The organism is Shimazuella kribbensis DSM 45090, assembly GCF_000428065.1.
GTDB lineage: Bacteria > Bacillota > Bacilli > Thermoactinomycetales > Thermoactinomycetaceae > Shimazuella > Shimazuella kribbensis.
On sequence record NZ_ATZF01000029.1, the window covers coordinates 1 to 15,077 of the forward strand.

Annotated in this window: 16 protein-coding genes and 1 pseudogene; 14 read left to right on the top strand and 3 right to left on the bottom strand. The window is 39.3% G+C overall.

The features are described from left to right. Positions 1-616: 616 nt before the first annotated feature. On the top strand, positions 617-2,419 hold the full coding sequence (locus tag A3GQ_RS0120365) for a reverse transcriptase/maturase family protein (protein WP_028775848.1): 1,803 nt from the start codon (positions 617-619) through the stop codon (positions 2,417-2,419). A gap of 107 nt (positions 2,420-2,526) precedes the next feature. On the opposite strand, the gene A3GQ_RS0120370 is transcribed toward A3GQ_RS0120365, so the two are convergent. Beyond that, on the bottom strand, positions 2,527-3,099 hold the full coding sequence (locus A3GQ_RS0120370) for a recombinase family protein (protein WP_028778622.1): 573 nt from the start codon (positions 3,097-3,099) through the stop codon (positions 2,527-2,529). A gap of 286 nt (positions 3,100-3,385) precedes the next feature. Between A3GQ_RS0120370 and A3GQ_RS0120375 the strand changes: the two genes are divergently transcribed. The 5 genes from A3GQ_RS0120375 to A3GQ_RS0120395 all read left to right on the top strand — a co-directional run bounded on the left by A3GQ_RS0120375 (position 3,386) and on the right by A3GQ_RS0120395 (position 7,499). After that, a complete protein-coding gene (locus tag A3GQ_RS0120375; protein ID WP_028778623.1) occupies positions 3,386-3,712 on the top strand; it encodes a hypothetical protein in 327 nt (108 codons plus the stop codon). Positions 3,713-4,237: 525 nt separating this feature from the next. Then, on the top strand, positions 4,238-5,152 hold the full coding sequence (locus tag A3GQ_RS0120380) for an NAD(P)H-binding protein (RefSeq protein ID WP_037465697.1): 915 nt from the start codon (positions 4,238-4,240) through the stop codon (positions 5,150-5,152). A 326-nt stretch (positions 5,153-5,478) separates the two neighbouring features. Next, the gene (locus tag A3GQ_RS0120385) at positions 5,479-6,072 is read left to right on the top strand and encodes a DUF4397 domain-containing protein (protein WP_028778625.1); all 594 of its coding nucleotides are present in this window, start codon (positions 5,479-5,481) and stop codon (positions 6,070-6,072) included. 38 nt (positions 6,073-6,110) lie between these two features. Then, the gene (locus A3GQ_RS0120390) at positions 6,111-6,725 is read left to right on the top strand and encodes a DUF4397 domain-containing protein (RefSeq protein ID WP_028778626.1); all 615 of its coding nucleotides are present in this window, start codon (positions 6,111-6,113) and stop codon (positions 6,723-6,725) included. Positions 6,726-6,737: 12 nt separating this feature from the next. Then, positions 6,738-7,499 (top strand): DUF4397 domain-containing protein, encoded by a 762-nt coding sequence (locus tag A3GQ_RS0120395; protein WP_028778627.1) that lies wholly within the window; start codon positions 6,738-6,740, stop codon positions 7,497-7,499. A 53-nt stretch (positions 7,500-7,552) separates the two neighbouring features. Here A3GQ_RS0120395 and A3GQ_RS25140 read toward each other — a convergent pair whose 3' ends face one another. After that, complete coding sequence (locus A3GQ_RS25140) at positions 7,553-8,365, bottom strand: sporulation protein (RefSeq protein WP_051272179.1); 813 nt, start codon at positions 8,363-8,365, stop codon at positions 7,553-7,555. 782 nt (positions 8,366-9,147) lie between these two features. Between A3GQ_RS25140 and A3GQ_RS0120410 the strand changes: the two genes are divergently transcribed. The 3 genes from A3GQ_RS0120410 (at position 9,148) to A3GQ_RS0120420 (ending at position 11,747) form a co-directional block, all read left to right on the top strand. After that, positions 9,148-9,447: a hypothetical protein gene (locus A3GQ_RS0120410; RefSeq protein WP_028778628.1), complete on the top strand. Its 300-nt coding sequence runs from the start codon at positions 9,148-9,150 to the stop codon at positions 9,445-9,447. Between the two features lie 219 nt (positions 9,448-9,666). Continuing rightward, positions 9,667-10,629, top strand: coding sequence for a 4-hydroxy-3-methylbut-2-enyl diphosphate reductase (locus A3GQ_RS25145; protein ID WP_037465699.1), 963 nt, complete (start codon positions 9,667-9,669; stop codon positions 10,627-10,629). Between the two features lie 134 nt (positions 10,630-10,763). Next, the gene (locus A3GQ_RS0120420) at positions 10,764-11,747 is read left to right on the top strand and encodes a hypothetical protein (RefSeq protein WP_156877853.1); all 984 of its coding nucleotides are present in this window, start codon (positions 10,764-10,766) and stop codon (positions 11,745-11,747) included. Between the two features lie 103 nt (positions 11,748-11,850). Here A3GQ_RS0120420 and A3GQ_RS0120425 read toward each other — a convergent pair whose 3' ends face one another. Beyond that, the gene (locus A3GQ_RS0120425; protein WP_083964341.1) at positions 11,851-12,186 is read right to left on the bottom strand and encodes an SUKH-3 domain-containing protein; all 336 of its coding nucleotides are present in this window, start codon (positions 12,184-12,186) and stop codon (positions 11,851-11,853) included. 635 nt (positions 12,187-12,821) lie between these two features. On the opposite strand from A3GQ_RS0120425, the gene A3GQ_RS25150 reads away from it, so the two are divergent. The 5 genes and pseudogenes from A3GQ_RS25150 (at position 12,822) to A3GQ_RS0120450 (ending at position 14,682) form a co-directional block, all read left to right on the top strand. Then, on the top strand, positions 12,822-13,319 hold the full coding sequence (locus A3GQ_RS25150) for a DUF2690 domain-containing protein (protein WP_051272182.1): 498 nt from the start codon (positions 12,822-12,824) through the stop codon (positions 13,317-13,319). A gap of 113 nt (positions 13,320-13,432) precedes the next feature. Next, positions 13,433-13,660: a PD-(D/E)XK nuclease family transposase gene (locus tag A3GQ_RS28395; RefSeq protein WP_342665016.1), complete on the top strand. Its 228-nt coding sequence runs from the start codon at positions 13,433-13,435 to the stop codon at positions 13,658-13,660. A gap of 11 nt (positions 13,661-13,671) precedes the next feature. After that, a pseudogene (locus A3GQ_RS28400) lies at positions 13,672-14,114 on the top strand (Rpn family recombination-promoting nuclease/putative transposase). Further along, a complete protein-coding gene (locus tag A3GQ_RS28405) occupies positions 14,071-14,220 on the top strand; it encodes a hypothetical protein (RefSeq protein ID WP_342665017.1) in 150 nt (49 codons plus the stop codon). The pseudogene A3GQ_RS28400 and the gene A3GQ_RS28405 overlap by 44 nt, the downstream one beginning before the upstream one ends. A 237-nt stretch (positions 14,221-14,457) precedes the next feature. Next, the gene (locus A3GQ_RS0120450; RefSeq protein WP_028778632.1) at positions 14,458-14,682 is read left to right on the top strand and encodes a hypothetical protein; all 225 of its coding nucleotides are present in this window, start codon (positions 14,458-14,460) and stop codon (positions 14,680-14,682) included. Positions 14,683-15,077: the final 395 nt, after the last annotated feature.

The following is a 15,077-nucleotide window of genomic DNA, read 5'->3' on the forward strand; positions in this document are numbered from 1 at the left end:
GATGTTTGTGCGCCCGTAAGGGCATCTAATGAATCTGCCTTTGGCAAGGCAGTAGGCAAAGGACGTAACTAAAGCCTATCGTCAACCAGCTTATCCTAATGGGAAACCTGAGGGGGAGTGTAGCATGCTGGTAAAGTCACAAGTCACCAAGCTATCACGGTGCGACTGAGTGGCAAGACGAAACGGTTGCAGACAAGGATGAAGGCTATACTGCTTGAAGGACAGCCTGAGAGGTTGTAGCGTAAACTATGGCGAAAGGTAGCTAGAAACGCCATATAACCGGTGGAGAACCGTATAAAAACATTACGGTTTCTCGAACAGCGAGAGGGTCAGATGTTCTAACTACTCTCGTAACGTCCCACGGTTGCTCGCGCCCAATAAGGGAAGAAAAGGCGAACGTCCCATCCGAAACTGCAACATAGCTTGTCATTAGATGTCTAAACGGGGATCACCTAAGTTGGAATGTCAGCGAAACTGGCTATGATGCAAAAGGCATCTGAATATCCAATATGGTGACGGAGCCCTCGTAGTAGTCCGAGCTAGGGAGAGCCTAGTACATGGCGAAGGAGGGCAGCTTACCTCGTTTAATACGAATTGGGAAGGAGCGAGAGGCTCTATGAGAAATCCCGTGATGGTATTGAACAGTCTAGCTTCAAAGTCAAAAGATGAGGGATATACAATCCAGAGATTGTATCGGAATCTATACAATGAAGAATTCTTTCTGCTAGCTTACAGCAAGCTGGCACCTAATGAAGGGAATATGACTGAAGGTGTAGATGGAAGAACAATTGACGGAATGAGTATAAAGAGAATAAATACCCTTATCGAGAAGCTCAGGGATCAGTCTTATCAGCCAAAACCCGTTAGAAGAGTTTTTATCCCGAAAGCAAATGGCAAACAGAGACCCCTTGGAATACCTTCATTCGAGGACAAACTTGTCCAAGAAGTTTGCCGCATGTTGTTGGAAGCCATCTATGAAGGAAGTTTTTCGGACAATTCCCATGGGTTCAGACCCAACAGAAGTTGTCACACAGCTCTTATGCAAGTTCAAAGAAACTTCACGGGGGTTAGATGGTTCATAGAAGGAGATATTGAATGCTTCTTCGACAGCATCGACCATCACAAACTGGTGGGAATTCTCAGAATGAGAATTGAGGATGAAAAGTTTATTAATCTAATCTGGAAATTCCTTCGAGCTGGATATATGGAGAACTGGAGATTTCACTCCACATACAGCGGAACCCCACAAGGGGGGATCATCAGCCCTATTTTAGCGAACATCTACTTAGATCAGCTAGATAAATACACTCTTGGTATCAAATCTAGATTTGACAAAGGGGCTAGAAGGAAAACCAATCCGGAATACAAAAGACTGGAATATCAGATTGGAAAACTTCAGAAACAAATGAGAGAACATATACCCGAGGAGACGAAAAAGTCTATTTCGGAGCGAATAGCTAAACTGAAAGATGAGATAAGAAAGGTATCCTATGTTGATCCGCTTGATGAAAACTTTAAGAAACTCTTCTATGTAAGATACGCCGATGACTTCATCATTGGGGTTATAGGAAGCAAAGAGGAAGCCAAGCAGATCAAAGCCGAGGTTGCTAATTTTACTAGTGAACGTCTGAGTCTCACGCTTTCGGAAGAAAAAACTCTTATTACTCACTCATCCGAACCAGCAAGATTTCTAGGTTATGACATCGTCATAACCAGAGATGAACATATAACAAGGGATAAAAATGGGGTTAAGAAACGTTCTGGTAACATGAAGTGCAAACTTTATGTGCCTAAGGAAAAATGGCTGAATAAGTTACTCCAGTTGAATGTCTTAAAGATTGATGACAAAGGAGAATGGCATTCTTTACACCGCTCCAGACTAGTCACTCTAGAAGACATAGAGATACTCCACATATACAACGCCGAAATAAGAGGCTTATACAATTACTATAAGCTGGCAAACAATGCGAGTGTCCTGAGCAAATTCTTCTACATCATGGAATACAGTATGTACAAAACTTTTGCCAACAAATACAGAACTTCGGTTTCCAAGATCCTTTATAAGTACAAGAAGGATAGAAAGTTTACAGTTGAATACGATGTGAAGAGTGGGAAGAAGTTTGCAACGCTCTATCATAAAGGATTCAAACGAGATCCCAAGGTTCTAATTGGTAAAATAGACATACTGCCCAACGAACTACCATATTCGGGTCGAACGAGCCTATTGCAAACACTCGAAAAAGAGGAATGCGAATGGTGTGGTGCGATTAATGTTCCTCTAGAGGTGCATCACGTCAGAAAGCTCAAAGACCTTAAAGGAAAAGCCCGTTGGGAACAACATATGATTGCGAGAAGAAGGAAGACGATGGTACTGTGTGAAGCCTGTCATGATAGGCTTCATGCAGGGAAGCTAGACTAAGAGGCAAGTGGAGAGCCGTATACGCTGAGAGGTGTATGTACGGTTCGGGGAGGGGTTCTTGGAAACCTGCCGTCGTAAGGCGGTAAGGCGCTGGGTTCCTACTCTACTTAGTCTATTTCGCTTTCCTGCGCTTTTCTCTCTCTCATCCGTCTAACTAATGTAGCTTTACTAATACCAGTCATGCGCTCCACATTTGTATAAGAATGATCAGACAAAAGAGATAGCGCGTGGTTGACCTGTGAGCTACTGTGTTTTCGTGGGCGACCTTCACGAAAGTCCGGCTGCTGTTTGGCAGTCTGTTTTCCTTCCTGTGTCTGTTCGATAATTAAGTTTCGTTCCATATCTGCAACAGCCAATAACGTTTGTAAAAAGAAACGTCCAATCGACGTCTTTTCTAATAGGCCGATATTCAAAACATGAACACTTACACCATGAGCAAACAATACTTCTATAATCTCGATTCCTTCTTTTGTATTTCTTGCTAGACGGTCCAACTTGGTGACGACTAAGGTATCCCCACTTTTCAATACATTCAGTAATTTTCCGAGCTGTGGACGCTGTTTTGTGGCTCCTGTGAATCTCTCTTGATAAATCAGAGTACATCCTTCGTTTTTCAGTGCATCTATTTGATCTTGCAAATCTTGTCTCATAGAGGAAATCCTCGCATAGCCATATTTCATTTTATCCGCCTCATTTATGATTATTAGTTTTGATCATATTGGATGCCTTGATAATACTACATTGGATAATAATGGTCAATATAATTGATTTATAATTTTGAAATTTGATTCTGCGAAATATTTAGGAACTGATATGGATATGTTCTAGGCGATATTTTTGCGAGAATGGGTGCAACTATTGCGTAGAATATCCATTCTAAGCAAAATGAAAAAGGCCTGATCAGGCCTTCTCTATGTTAAGCTATAGAAGATCATCTCCATAAACTGAGGCATAAAGGGTACTTACATGGGTAGGATCGTGGTTCGTGCCGTTAGCGAAGACGTCATCCGCCAGAGCCTGACGCAATATTTGCAGGAGACGTGGAACGAAGAGATCAACGAGCTAGCACTCCAAACTCTCTGTGAAGGAGTCTCTCGTCAGAACGAGGGTAGAATTGTAGGCCTAATGAAGCTGGGGAGCTACGTCCAGGAGTTTCTCGAGGAACACAGCCTTGAAGTATCGAACCTTGAGGAGGATAAGCAAATGATCACCGAGGTGACGCTTATGCTCATTATCGGAGATGATCAAGAGCATGAGCGAGTAAGGGATATTCTCCAGCTATGGCTGGTGTAGCCCGTTCTCATTGCGTTGTGTCTTAACGGACTGTCCCCCACTATTATTTTGGCCGTACCTTGTGTGATTGTTTTACTCATCTCAAAAATGGAGAGAAGGCCTTTTATAAGCTTTTCGATTGCCGATCAGGCGACTTAATGTCATATATTTCAGATAAATAAAAAACACCATCCAAATGTAGGTGGTGTTTTTTCACGGATTCCTTTAATTTCTTATTTGCTGGCATCCTCAATCATCTTTTTAATATTGTGAAAAAATCACTTTTATCACTTACTATTAGGGAACGGAGCAAGCCTTCACCAAGGAGGAATCATGGGATGGTCTGTTTTTGTACCCCCAAGCGATCTAGTTTTCGCTCTAATCATATAAGTCATTTATTGTAACCCCTGAATAACAGGTTTTTTTTTGTTTCTTCTCCTGTTACCACCTGAGAATTTTATGTGTTTAAGTAAGTATGAAACCTTATCATTTGCTTTAAGGTAATACATTATATATGAAGGTTATATTTGTTAGGAGGTTTGTAAAATGATTCTAGTAACGATAGGAGAAGTTTCGAAGAGTCCTGGAACGAGTCCTACGCAGTTAATAGGACTTAAATTAGCCGGAATCCTACTGAATAAAGGACAGAAAGTTCGTATATTGGGTAAAAATCTAAATCACAGTATATTTCCACCCGATATTGAGTTTGTAGAAGGAAGTATTACAAAACCTATGGAAACTCCAGAAGCGCTAAAAGGTATCGACAGGATATTTCTTGCGGGTGCAGTACCTAGAGCCATTGACGATTTTCTGGACATTGCCAAAAAGGAGAAAGTCACTCGTATTGTAGTATTATCTTCGCATGGTCCAGAACATGAAATTAACTATCCGCCAGAAACGTGGTTTTGGCTGGCAATAGAAAGAGCTGTTGAAAATTCAGGTATAGAGTGGTCTCATATTCGACCATCAGCTGTAATGGGAAGCATGTTTGAAGGAAGTTATCCGCCGACAGGTTCTTTATGGCATGAGATGATAAAAAGAGGAGATACAATTAAAGAACCTTTCGTTCAATCCGCTTACCCTTTTATTGATGAGGATGATTTAGCGGAAGTTGCTTCGGTTGCTTTGCTAGAAAATGGTTATACAGAGATGATTATCGAAGCTGGAGGAAAAAATATTAGTGCCAAAGAACGCATAGATGAAATTTGCAAAGTTTTAAACAAAGAAGTTCGGTTGGAAGAAATAACAACAGATCAGGCATATCAAGTGTGGAAAAATCACGGTTGGCCGGATGAAACTATTGAAGTTGTATTTTATGGATTACAGGAATACGGTGACAAACCGGAAAAATACAAGCAATGGACAAAGGATAATGCTGATCCCTTTATTCAGAGTATGCTAGGTCGTTCAGCGACATCCTTTCATGATTGGGTGGCTAAAAATTCAAATAAGTTCAACTAACTTATTTGAACCGTTCATTAATTTTGGGAAAATGACTTTCTGTAAGTGGATTTAGTCTCTGAAACTCAAAACTAAAGGAATCCCAACTTAATTTTCCATCTTAGATTTGTTCTAATAAATACAAGTAATATCGCAGAAAAAAATAGCCCCTTTTAAGGGGTTATTTTTATTGCCAACTGAAATAAGTGTTTTCAAGATCCATCTCAAACGATAATCTGTAAAACTCATCGAAAAATCTACGAGCCATTCCTTTTTATTTTTCTAACATGGGTTGCCCATAAAATGCATAAAGGTATAAAGAGCTGGATTGAATAGGGGGGAGAAAGATGACAGCAGCAGGAATTAGAATTCTTCATGCGAGTACAGAACTGGGGGAATTCGATGTTTATGTGAACGATAATTTATGTATCAAAACACTACCTTTTACAGCAATCACCCAATATATTCAACTTCCTGCTGGGGACAATTGGGTAGAGGTGTTTCGTACAGGCGATCCAAGCAAGGCGATACATCGAAGAATGATATCGGTACGGGCAAATCGTTGCTATACGGTTTGTTTGCAACCTAAAAAGATATTTGTCGTGGAAGATAGTCATTTATCGCAAAATCGATCAAGTGGGCCTTATTTACGTTTCATTCACCTGCTTCAAAGTGGTCCAAATATGGATCTCATTAACCTCAGCGGCTCCTGTTTTTTTTCCAATAACGGATATATGGGAGTAAGTCCCTATCGCGCTGTCTCGCCTCAGACTACCAATTTTTCCTTAAGGGTTTCTGGAACTAGGAAGATTTTGTTCCATTCCCCTATTTATCGATTGGAACCTAGCCGAGTGTATACGGTATATGTATTGGGTGTTTCTCCTAATGCTGTGCCATACGTATTGATTGTTCCTGATCGTGATAGTCATATCCTCTACTAAAAGCAAACATATAGAATAAAAAGATAGGAGGGGTGTGAGTGCATGATAGAGTCGAGAGGAATCAAGAGGAGGCACGTACAGCGGTCTGTCGGTTTTTGCACGCTTGTACATTACTGCCATACAAAATTGACATTTATATCAACCAAAGAAGATGGATTCGCTCACTTGATTTTGGTCAGATTACTTACCCATTTGAGTTAACACGCGATCTAGTGGAAATTACGGTAACCAGAGCAGAAGAACCTGGACATGTGTTGTGGGAAAAACAGTGGAAAGCCAAAGATGTTGGAAATGTTACGTTAGCCATTTCTCAGAGAGAGAACAGTCCTTATTTTTCGCAGTATCAAGATGATCCAATACCTGTCATAGGCAGGACAAAATTGAGATTAATTCAATTGTCTCCAGACACTATGCCCATCAGTATTGCAACAGAAAGGCAAGTATTGTTTTCCGATGTCTCATTTGGTGATGCTCGTTATCTTACTTTATCTCCTTACCCTGCAACACTGAGTTTTCGTGTTACTCCATCAAACCAGCTCATATATCAAGTTCCTAAAATTATATTTCAACAAGGGGTCTCATACACGTTATTTACGGTAGGAAGTAAGAAAAAGATACCTTCGTTTCGACTTTTACTTTTGAAAGATAGTTAGGAGGAGAAAATTTTGTGGCGTGATGAATTGGGAAAGGTGACACGATACTATTTTTTAACTTTTCATTATCATGGGAGGGATCAAAAAAAATATGAAAAATATACGGGTTTATACCATCATCATCTCAAAAAGTATGCAGAAGAGTATGAGAAAAGTCATACACAAGAATACAGTATTTCTGTCCAAGAAAGAAGAGCAAAGGTGAGGTTGTTACATGTAGCAGTAACACAAAGTGAACAACCAATAGATGTACATATTGATGGGAAATTTGTGGCAACGATTACGTACTTGACACCAAATCCATCCATCCATCTTTCTGCTGGCAAACATAAAATTACGTTGTATCGAAAAAGACAATCGAACAATCCGATCTTACATCAAGAAATAACGGTTCGTAGTGGAAACCGATATTTGGTAGTTGCAGCAAATAAAAGTGACCAATCTACAGACGGCATAAAGATTATTCGTTATGAAGAGACAGATCAAGTTCCAGCAAATAAAGCGAAAATTCGCTTCATTCATCTCTCTCCGAATGCTCCAGGTCTTGATGTAATGGACAGACAACACCATATTTCCTTCACAGATATTATCTACAAAGAAAACACGAGATATGTAGTAACAGAACCAGGAAGGGCCAACATACTGGTCAAAGTAACAGGAACAGACAATGGAATTGCTTCTATTTCGTTTGATATGAATGCAGGCCATGCTTATACGCTAATCGCTGCAGGGGTTGCAAACGAACTCTATTGGTTGTTGTTAATGGATAAATAACATGTGTTTCCATCATGTTTTTTCATCCATAAAAAATAAGCTACAACAGTAGCTTATTTTTTTCGAGGATCAAATTCACGTACAAGATCATTAACAAATTTGCCCATTGCTCCAGCAAAGGATGATTTTTTGAGAGAATCTTGTTTTGGCTCTTTTCCTTCGACAAGCTTTAATAAGGTATTGTGCAGAAAAGATTTCAACTTACCAAGGTCTTCGATCATCAAAAAGGGTAAAATGATTTCATGTTGTTTATCTTTTTTTCCAAAGAAAGAATGGATTTCAAGATCTATTAGAAGTCTTATTTGATTAGGGTCTAATGCTACGATAAAGGACATGCGTTCCAGTTTTCCAACTAAGAAAGTGGTAGGAGTAAAAATAAATTCTTGTGTGACACCATTAAATAGACGGGAGGTAGGTTCTTCACGGAAACCCAACTGCTCAAACGCCAACAAGGTTTGCATCAGATCAAAGGAAGGGGTGACGATAATTTCATCTCGATCTGTAGCATCTATGCCGCCTTGTATATCCAAGTTTGTCGAAAGATAGTATGAAGCAGTTGGACTTGATACCAATAAATCTTCAGGTATAGGCAGTTCAAATGATACAATTTTTTGTTGACCTGGCTGTATGAGGAAAGAAGCTTGGTATGGAATGACAGCAATGAGATGAGTAATACTTTTGTTATCCTTTGTTTTTAATTCAAAATATAATTCCACTTCAATTTTATTGATAACTTGTTCAACCGTGCCGCCTTCTAAAACCAATTCTCCTTTCACTTGACCACCGAGTGGGACCTTGGTTTCATACAGGATAAGATCAATTTTTGCTGATCCCTTACCTAATTTGGCCATCATTTTCTTAAACATGGTAAATCCCCATCCTTGTAGACACACTATGTACTTAGTTTACCATATATAGAGGTGTTTTTCCTTTCAAGTAGAGGAAGATGATGTCCCTTTTCAGTTTGCATTATGTTAATATAGTGGGTAATGGGTGAAATAGGGGATATTTGGTGTATATTGACACTCTGCATGACGGAAGCCATGGGATTCTTGGGACGGTAGTCTGATGACTACTTCCTTACCAAGCCAGCTTCGTGAGCCCCACGGTTAACAGAGTTTTTGTTGCTGCATCATAGAATAGACATTCCTGTTTGGTATTCGCATTTCAGTCTAGCCATTTTTTGATACGCATAGCATTTTAGGTGCAAAACGACTGGTTTGCCAACCCCAATATCCGATCCACTTTTATTCCCACCGTGGATTTTCTCGCTAGTAAGACGATGAAAGAGCCTATTCAGAAGATGAAGTAGCAAACATTTTATGACTATTTGGGATTGAAGCACCATTCATCGCCTGAAAAATATTATAGTATGGAGTGAAGATAATCACCTAAAGGGTGAGGAGGTTATGTTGGAAAATGAATGAATCATTTCTGGACTCATCTGCTTTATTAATTTTTTCCATGAGTATTTCGTTCGTATTGGCAACTTTGTATGTTCGGGAGAGAATCAAAAATTCATCCAAATCATAAATAGTTACCTTGCCTGTAGGGCAAGGTTTTTTCTTCGTCCTACAAAATAAAAAAAGGCGGGATTCCCGCCAAATGATAAGTTAGCATCCACAGCCGCCGTCGTGATGGTGATGGGATGAAGATTCGCGGCGACAGGAAGAAGATTCCCGACGATAAGAAGAAGATTCACAAGGATTACCGCAAGGGTTATGATGGTGACGACGATGATGACGATGCTTCCATTGGTCTTTGCACCATTTCATATACATTCTTAACATTTGCGTTTCATAGCGATGACACATTTTCATATGGCGATACATGTGATGTAACATTTTTGGATCACATGGTACTGCATGGTGATGTTGAGGTTTATGGTGCATTGGTGGATGGTAAGGTGGATATGGTTTGGGTTGGTATGGTGGATATGTTGGTTTAGGCATTGGTTTCATAGGAGGCATTGGTGGTAATACAGGTTTTATAGGTGGTCTTTGTTCCACGTTAATCACAATCCCTTCTGTTTGATGACACGATATCGTATGTATGCCCCCTAGCAAATGTACCAGTTCAGTCTGCCCAACTTTTGGGATACTTGTTTATGGTTGTTCAATCTTATCGGGATTCGATATAATATTTGTGACATTGGGAGGTTTTTTAGATGGAAGTGAAAAAGATAACTCCACGTGGGTATTGTTATGGCGTTGTGGATGCGATGGTGTTAGCCAGACAAGCAGCACAAAACCTAGATTTACCACGTCCTATTTATATTTTGGGTATGATTGTTCACAACCAACACGTAGTAGATGCATTTACAGATGAAGAGATCATTACATTAGACGGTCCGAATCGGTTGGAAATATTGGAGAAAATCGATAAGGGTACAGTTGTTTTTACTGCTCATGGAGTGTCTCCTGAAGTTCGTAGACGTGCACGTGAGCGTGGATTAACGATTGTTGATGCTACTTGTCCAGATGTAACCAAGACCCATGATCTTATTCGGGAAAAGGTAGCAGAAGGATACCAAATTATTTATGTTGGAAAGCAAGGACACCCAGAACCGGAAGGTGCACAGGGGGTTGCTCCTGATCATGTCCATCTTGTAGAAAATGAAGCAGATGTTGAAGCTTTATCGCTCGCAGATGGGAAATTGCTTGTTACCAATCAAACGACAATGAGTCAATGGGATACCAAACATCTGATGAATAAAGTTTTGCAGAAGTATCCAAAAGTCGAGATTCATAATGAGATTTGCCTTGCTACCCAAGTAAGACAAGAAGCAGTAGCTGAGCAAGCAGTAGGCACCGATTTGGTTATTGTAGTTGGAGATCCAATGAGCAATAACTCCAATCGACTGGCTCAAGTTTCGATGGATATCGCGGGCGTACCTGCCTATCGGGTAGGAGATGTGAGCGAGATCAAACTCGAATGGCTTGAGGGAAAAAGTTTGATCGGAGTGACCGCAGGTGCATCCACTCCAACACCTATCACGAGAGAAGTAATTCAATTTTTGGAGCAGTATGATCCACAAGAAGAAGCTACATGGGAACGCAAACGTACCGTAAATCCAAAAAAGATTCTTCCTCCTGTGAGGAAAAAGAAAACAGTACCTACACAAAAATAAGCCCAGTTTATGGGTTTTTTTTGTTGCGAAAGTCATGTGTTCTCTATGTGATTTGTATATCATTACTACTATTTCTTTTGTTATAAATTTTATATGCTAGATGAATAAAATTGTTAAGGCGGTGTTTAGAATCCATGAGAAAATATCTCGTCATCTGTATAACAATATTCACCATGTTGGTAGCTGTTGGTTGTAGCCAAAATCAGCCAACAAAAAATAATCAATCCCATGAGCAACAAAATAAGAAATTGCAACCACAATCACCTCAACAAATCATGAAAACAGCACTTGAGACATGGTCAATGAAAAAAGGAAATAGAGTTGTGGAATGGGTTGAAACCAGCGATCAAACATATCCCATGTATAACAAAAAAACAAAGCAATGGGGATACTATGCTATCACGAAGGTTTTTCAATCCTCGGAAGAACGATACGATAAAGAAACCAAACAAGTTCATGTGAAGGCAAAAGAGGAACAAGCTAGTGCTATAGATAATACATCTTCAACGATAAATAGAAATACAACTCAAACATGGGAGCAATGGCAAGATAAAAACAAAGATGCTCTCTATATGTCTTATTCTGATTTTCGAGTCAAATTATCTGACTCCAATTTCGGGTCTGAAAAGTGGGTAAAATATACGATAAAAGAAAAATCGTTGGTAATCCCTCATTTGGATATTTCTTTTCTTCATGCGATTCGTGATAGTAAAAACCAAAAAGGGCTTCAACTTAGTGAGACAGTGGATACATACAAAATCACTGCTACCCCTGAATTTTACCAAGCGATCCCAAACTTCACTGAAAAATTAAAGGAGAAATATTGGTTTGACTTTGACCCAGATGCTGCGGCAGCTTCGGTTTCAAATGGAAATGGTCAAATAAGCGATTATGAGAATCCAAAAACACAAATAAAAAACATGGAATTTGTAGCTGTTATGGATAAGAAAACAAATCTTTTTCAAGAAGTTACCATGAGCTTTAAAATGGAACTAGCAACTACTGGTGGGAAACCAGTGATAAATGATTTCAAGATAACCATGAAACCTAAGCAAGAATTCAATCAGCCTTTTTCGATCCCTACATCTGTATTGCAACAAGCAAGTGCACCAAAATAAGCCCAATTTTGGGCTTATTTTGTTATGTGTCATGAATGAACGAAAGTGAAGTAAGGAAAAATCTAATTTTGATCGCTCTTTTGGTTTTTCAATCTTTTTTAATTCAACCAAGATCTTCGGGCTTCTGGCTATGAAACTTCTTTTTTAATGGATAAGTTGCAATCGCTCGTATCATATGAATGATAGCTTGTTCGATATTCTCTCCTTCTAACGTATGACGGATAGAAGTGTTTAACTGACCAGCAAGAAGCATGAATACCTTACCGTCTTCTCCAATTACAATGGAGTACCGACCATCATAAACGCCTAAAGGAAATATTTTCATCTGTAATTCTTTGCTGAATGTTACAATTTGTGTATGGTCTGTAATGAGTCTTGGGTCTAATTCAAATGGCGGTAAGTGTGATGACTGCGGCAAGGAAAACACTAGTCTGTTCACTTGGGAGTCTCAGCCGGGGAAGCGTTACTGCTACTTCTGCATGGACAACCCCGCCACGGTTGACGAGCTCGCTCGCGCAGAGTACAACGCGAATGTTTCGTACTATGACTACTACCCTTGGGAAGATGTCATGGACGCCGCAAATGACGAAGACTTCGGCGATTACGACTACTGATCTGTACGTCATTCTGGTTCCGCCCCGTTGGTGTGACGGGGTACCACTTTAAAAATGATATTTAGTATATAGAAAACAAACTCCTTATAGCATGTATAGGAGTTTGTTTGTTGAAGCTTCAATCTATTGTACAAAAAAGTCACTGATAGAAATAATAATAAACTTTATTTGCTTCGTAGACTTGTATAAATATATCTGATTATAAATTGTTTATTTATAGAATTCGAAGAATAATTTTAAAGGTAAGGAACTAGCTAAATTTAAAGAATAAACATTGGCGATTTCAATTTTCACACCAATAACCACATTTTTTGGAATGTTTTTCTTAGTGCATAAAAATGAATGGTTTTATATAATGGGAAAATATCAGTTAGAAAAATAACAAATACATCCTATTTACCACTTGCTGTCGATCTGATATAAAAACAAATCATCTAATTCATAGGAGAGTGCGTAAAAAATGCTACGTAAATTGCTCACTGGATTGCTTGTTGTTTTTGTAGGTGCTCTTGCTCTCTTGACTAGTCCCCTGCATACGAATGCAGCTACCTATCCCTATGATGGGAAAAATCCTTATGCAACTGGTTGCAGTAGTACCGAAGTGACGAAATATTCTAAAAGTTTTTCCTATCAGTATACTTATGGAAAGTATATTTCTGGAACGGTATACCTTAAGTTTAGTACTTCTTGTAAAACAGCTTGGTCATATGTAAAAATAAATTCGGCTCTTCCAAGTGGATATTTTATTGATGGAACGGTTACTCGGAATACGGATGGTAAATTTTATCGTTGTGAAGATGGAGGTAATGGCGCGATTTTACCTGGTCAAACCTCTTGTTATAGCGGAATGGTATATGATCTAGATCCAAATACTGCTTATGCATCTGCAACAATTTATAAGGTAGATGATTGGGACGGATATGTTGTATACCAGTCAGGTAAAACTGCTTCCTACTAAATACCATATCCATTTTATGAAGTTTGATCCAAGGAAAAGAGAAGTTGATTTAATCTTTTCGCTCTCCATTTAAAGGAACTCATAAGTATCGAAAAAAACTATTTAGAAATGACTTGAGATTTCACGCGGACTCAAGTCATTTTTTATTTTTTGGGTCAATTTGCGTTCGAAAAGTAGATTTTGTTTTTAAAAAAATTTTTGGTAGTGAGGAAAATAAAGATGTACTTCTTTCATTTCTAAACGATTCACTAAGAGAAACGGAACAACAGCCGCTCACTCATATCATTCTTGTCAATCCATATCTGGACAAAACAATGGTGAAATACAAGTTACCATATTAGATGTGCGAGCGGTGACTGCCGATAAGAAACAAACCAACTTAAAAATTCAGCTTTTTAACAAATATGATATCCAAAAACGGACTTTATTTTACTGGTCAAAACTGTATGGTGATCAATTGAAGGAAGGCCAATCTTATGGGGAACTGAAAAAGACCTTTACAATCAATATCTTAAACTTTCGTGTGATACCAAAGATCGCTATCACAGCATTTTTCACTTGAAGAAAGATCATACAGTGCACATATTAACGGACGATATCGAGATTCTCTTCTTGGAATTGCCAAAACTAGTCAGTTACTATCATTTGTCAAATCATCTTGTTCGGTGGCTTACCTTTTTGAAGGGAGTTGACCGGAGCAATTGGGAGGAGTTGTCGATAGATATGCCTGAATTAAAAAGCAATGATGACATTGGAGTTTTTAATTCAGGCTCAAGAAGCATGGATATTATATGAAATGAGAATGAAAGCCTTGGTGAATGAACGTTCTGCTTTAGATAAAGCAGAAAAACGCGGAAAAGAAAAAGGGGAGAGAGGAAGAGATCATTATAAATATGTTTAAACTTCGTATTGCTGTCTCATGAATTGTGGAAGCAACAGGTTTGACCGAAGAGGAGGAAATCTTCCAAATCAAGAAGAGTATTCAATAGCCCCCCAACTGTTGCAGAGAAAGTTGGGTTTCTTCTATTGGAGTCACGGAAGAAGTTTGAGTATATACATGGAATATTCTTTTTGTTATGATAACTGTAACGATCCTTCTCACTAGGAGGAGGATCATGGAACCTTGAGAGGAGGTTACATGGTCGGTAAGTGTGATGACTGCGGCAAGGAGAACACTAGTCTGTTCACTTGGGAGTCTCAGCCGGGGAAGCGTTACTGCTACTTCTGCATGGACAACCACGCCACGGTTGACGAGCTCGCTCGCGCAGAGTACAACGCGAATGTGTCGTACTATGACTACTACCCTTGGGAAGATGTCATGGACGCCGCAAATGACGAAGACTTCGGCGATTACGACTACTGATCTGTACGTCATTCTGGTTCCGCCCCGTTGGTGTGACGGGGTACCACTATAAAAATGATATTTGGTATATAGAAAACAAACTCCTTACACAGTGTATAGGAGTTTGTTTATTGAAGCCTCAGTCTATAAGGTTTCACCATTTACAGATTTTTGCCGACTGAAAGCCCACGGTTTGAATCGTGGGATGAAAGACGGCGTTGCTCCAAACCCCAAAAAAGGGGTTGCAAGAGCAACGAATATTTTGTATATTAGAACACATGATCGGTGATCATCCTACAGCTAGTAGGTTTGTTCTTTGAAAATGTAATGGTATAGGGTTTCGGTAGCAAATGGATCTGTCTCCTACCGAGTAAAACCATTAGAGGCAGGAAGAGGACTAGAACGCTGGTAACAGG

Bases quoted from the DNA above. Each gene is read 5' to 3' on its own strand.
- A3GQ_RS0120375 (WP_028778623.1), top strand. From the start codon at position 3,386: ATGGGTAGGATCGTGGTTCGTGCCGTTAGCGAAGACGTCATCCGCCAG.
- A3GQ_RS0120450 (WP_028778632.1), top strand. From the start codon at position 14,458: ATGGTCGGTAAGTGTGATGACTGCGGCAAGGAGAACACTAGTCTGTTC.
- A3GQ_RS0120420 (WP_156877853.1), top strand. From the start codon at position 10,764: ATGAGAAAATATCTCGTCATCTGTATAACAATATTCACCATGTTGGTA.
- A3GQ_RS25150 (WP_051272182.1), top strand. From the start codon at position 12,822: ATGCTACGTAAATTGCTCACTGGATTGCTTGTTGTTTTTGTAGGTGCT.
- A3GQ_RS25145 (WP_037465699.1), top strand. From the start codon at position 9,667: ATGGAAGTGAAAAAGATAACTCCACGTGGGTATTGTTATGGCGTTGTG.
- A3GQ_RS0120365 (WP_028775848.1), top strand. From the start codon at position 617: ATGAGAAATCCCGTGATGGTATTGAACAGTCTAGCTTCAAAGTCAAAA.
- A3GQ_RS0120410 (WP_028778628.1), top strand. From the start codon at position 9,148: ATGAAGATTCGCGGCGACAGGAAGAAGATTCCCGACGATAAGAAGAAG.
- A3GQ_RS0120380 (WP_037465697.1), top strand. From the start codon at position 4,238: ATGATTCTAGTAACGATAGGAGAAGTTTCGAAGAGTCCTGGAACGAGT.
- A3GQ_RS0120385 (WP_028778625.1), top strand. From the start codon at position 5,479: ATGACAGCAGCAGGAATTAGAATTCTTCATGCGAGTACAGAACTGGGG.
- A3GQ_RS25140 (WP_051272179.1), bottom strand. From the start codon at position 8,365: ATGTTTAAGAAAATGATGGCCAAATTAGGTAAGGGATCAGCAAAAATT.
- A3GQ_RS0120370 (WP_028778622.1), bottom strand. From the start codon at position 3,099: ATGAAATATGGCTATGCGAGGATTTCCTCTATGAGACAAGATTTGCAA.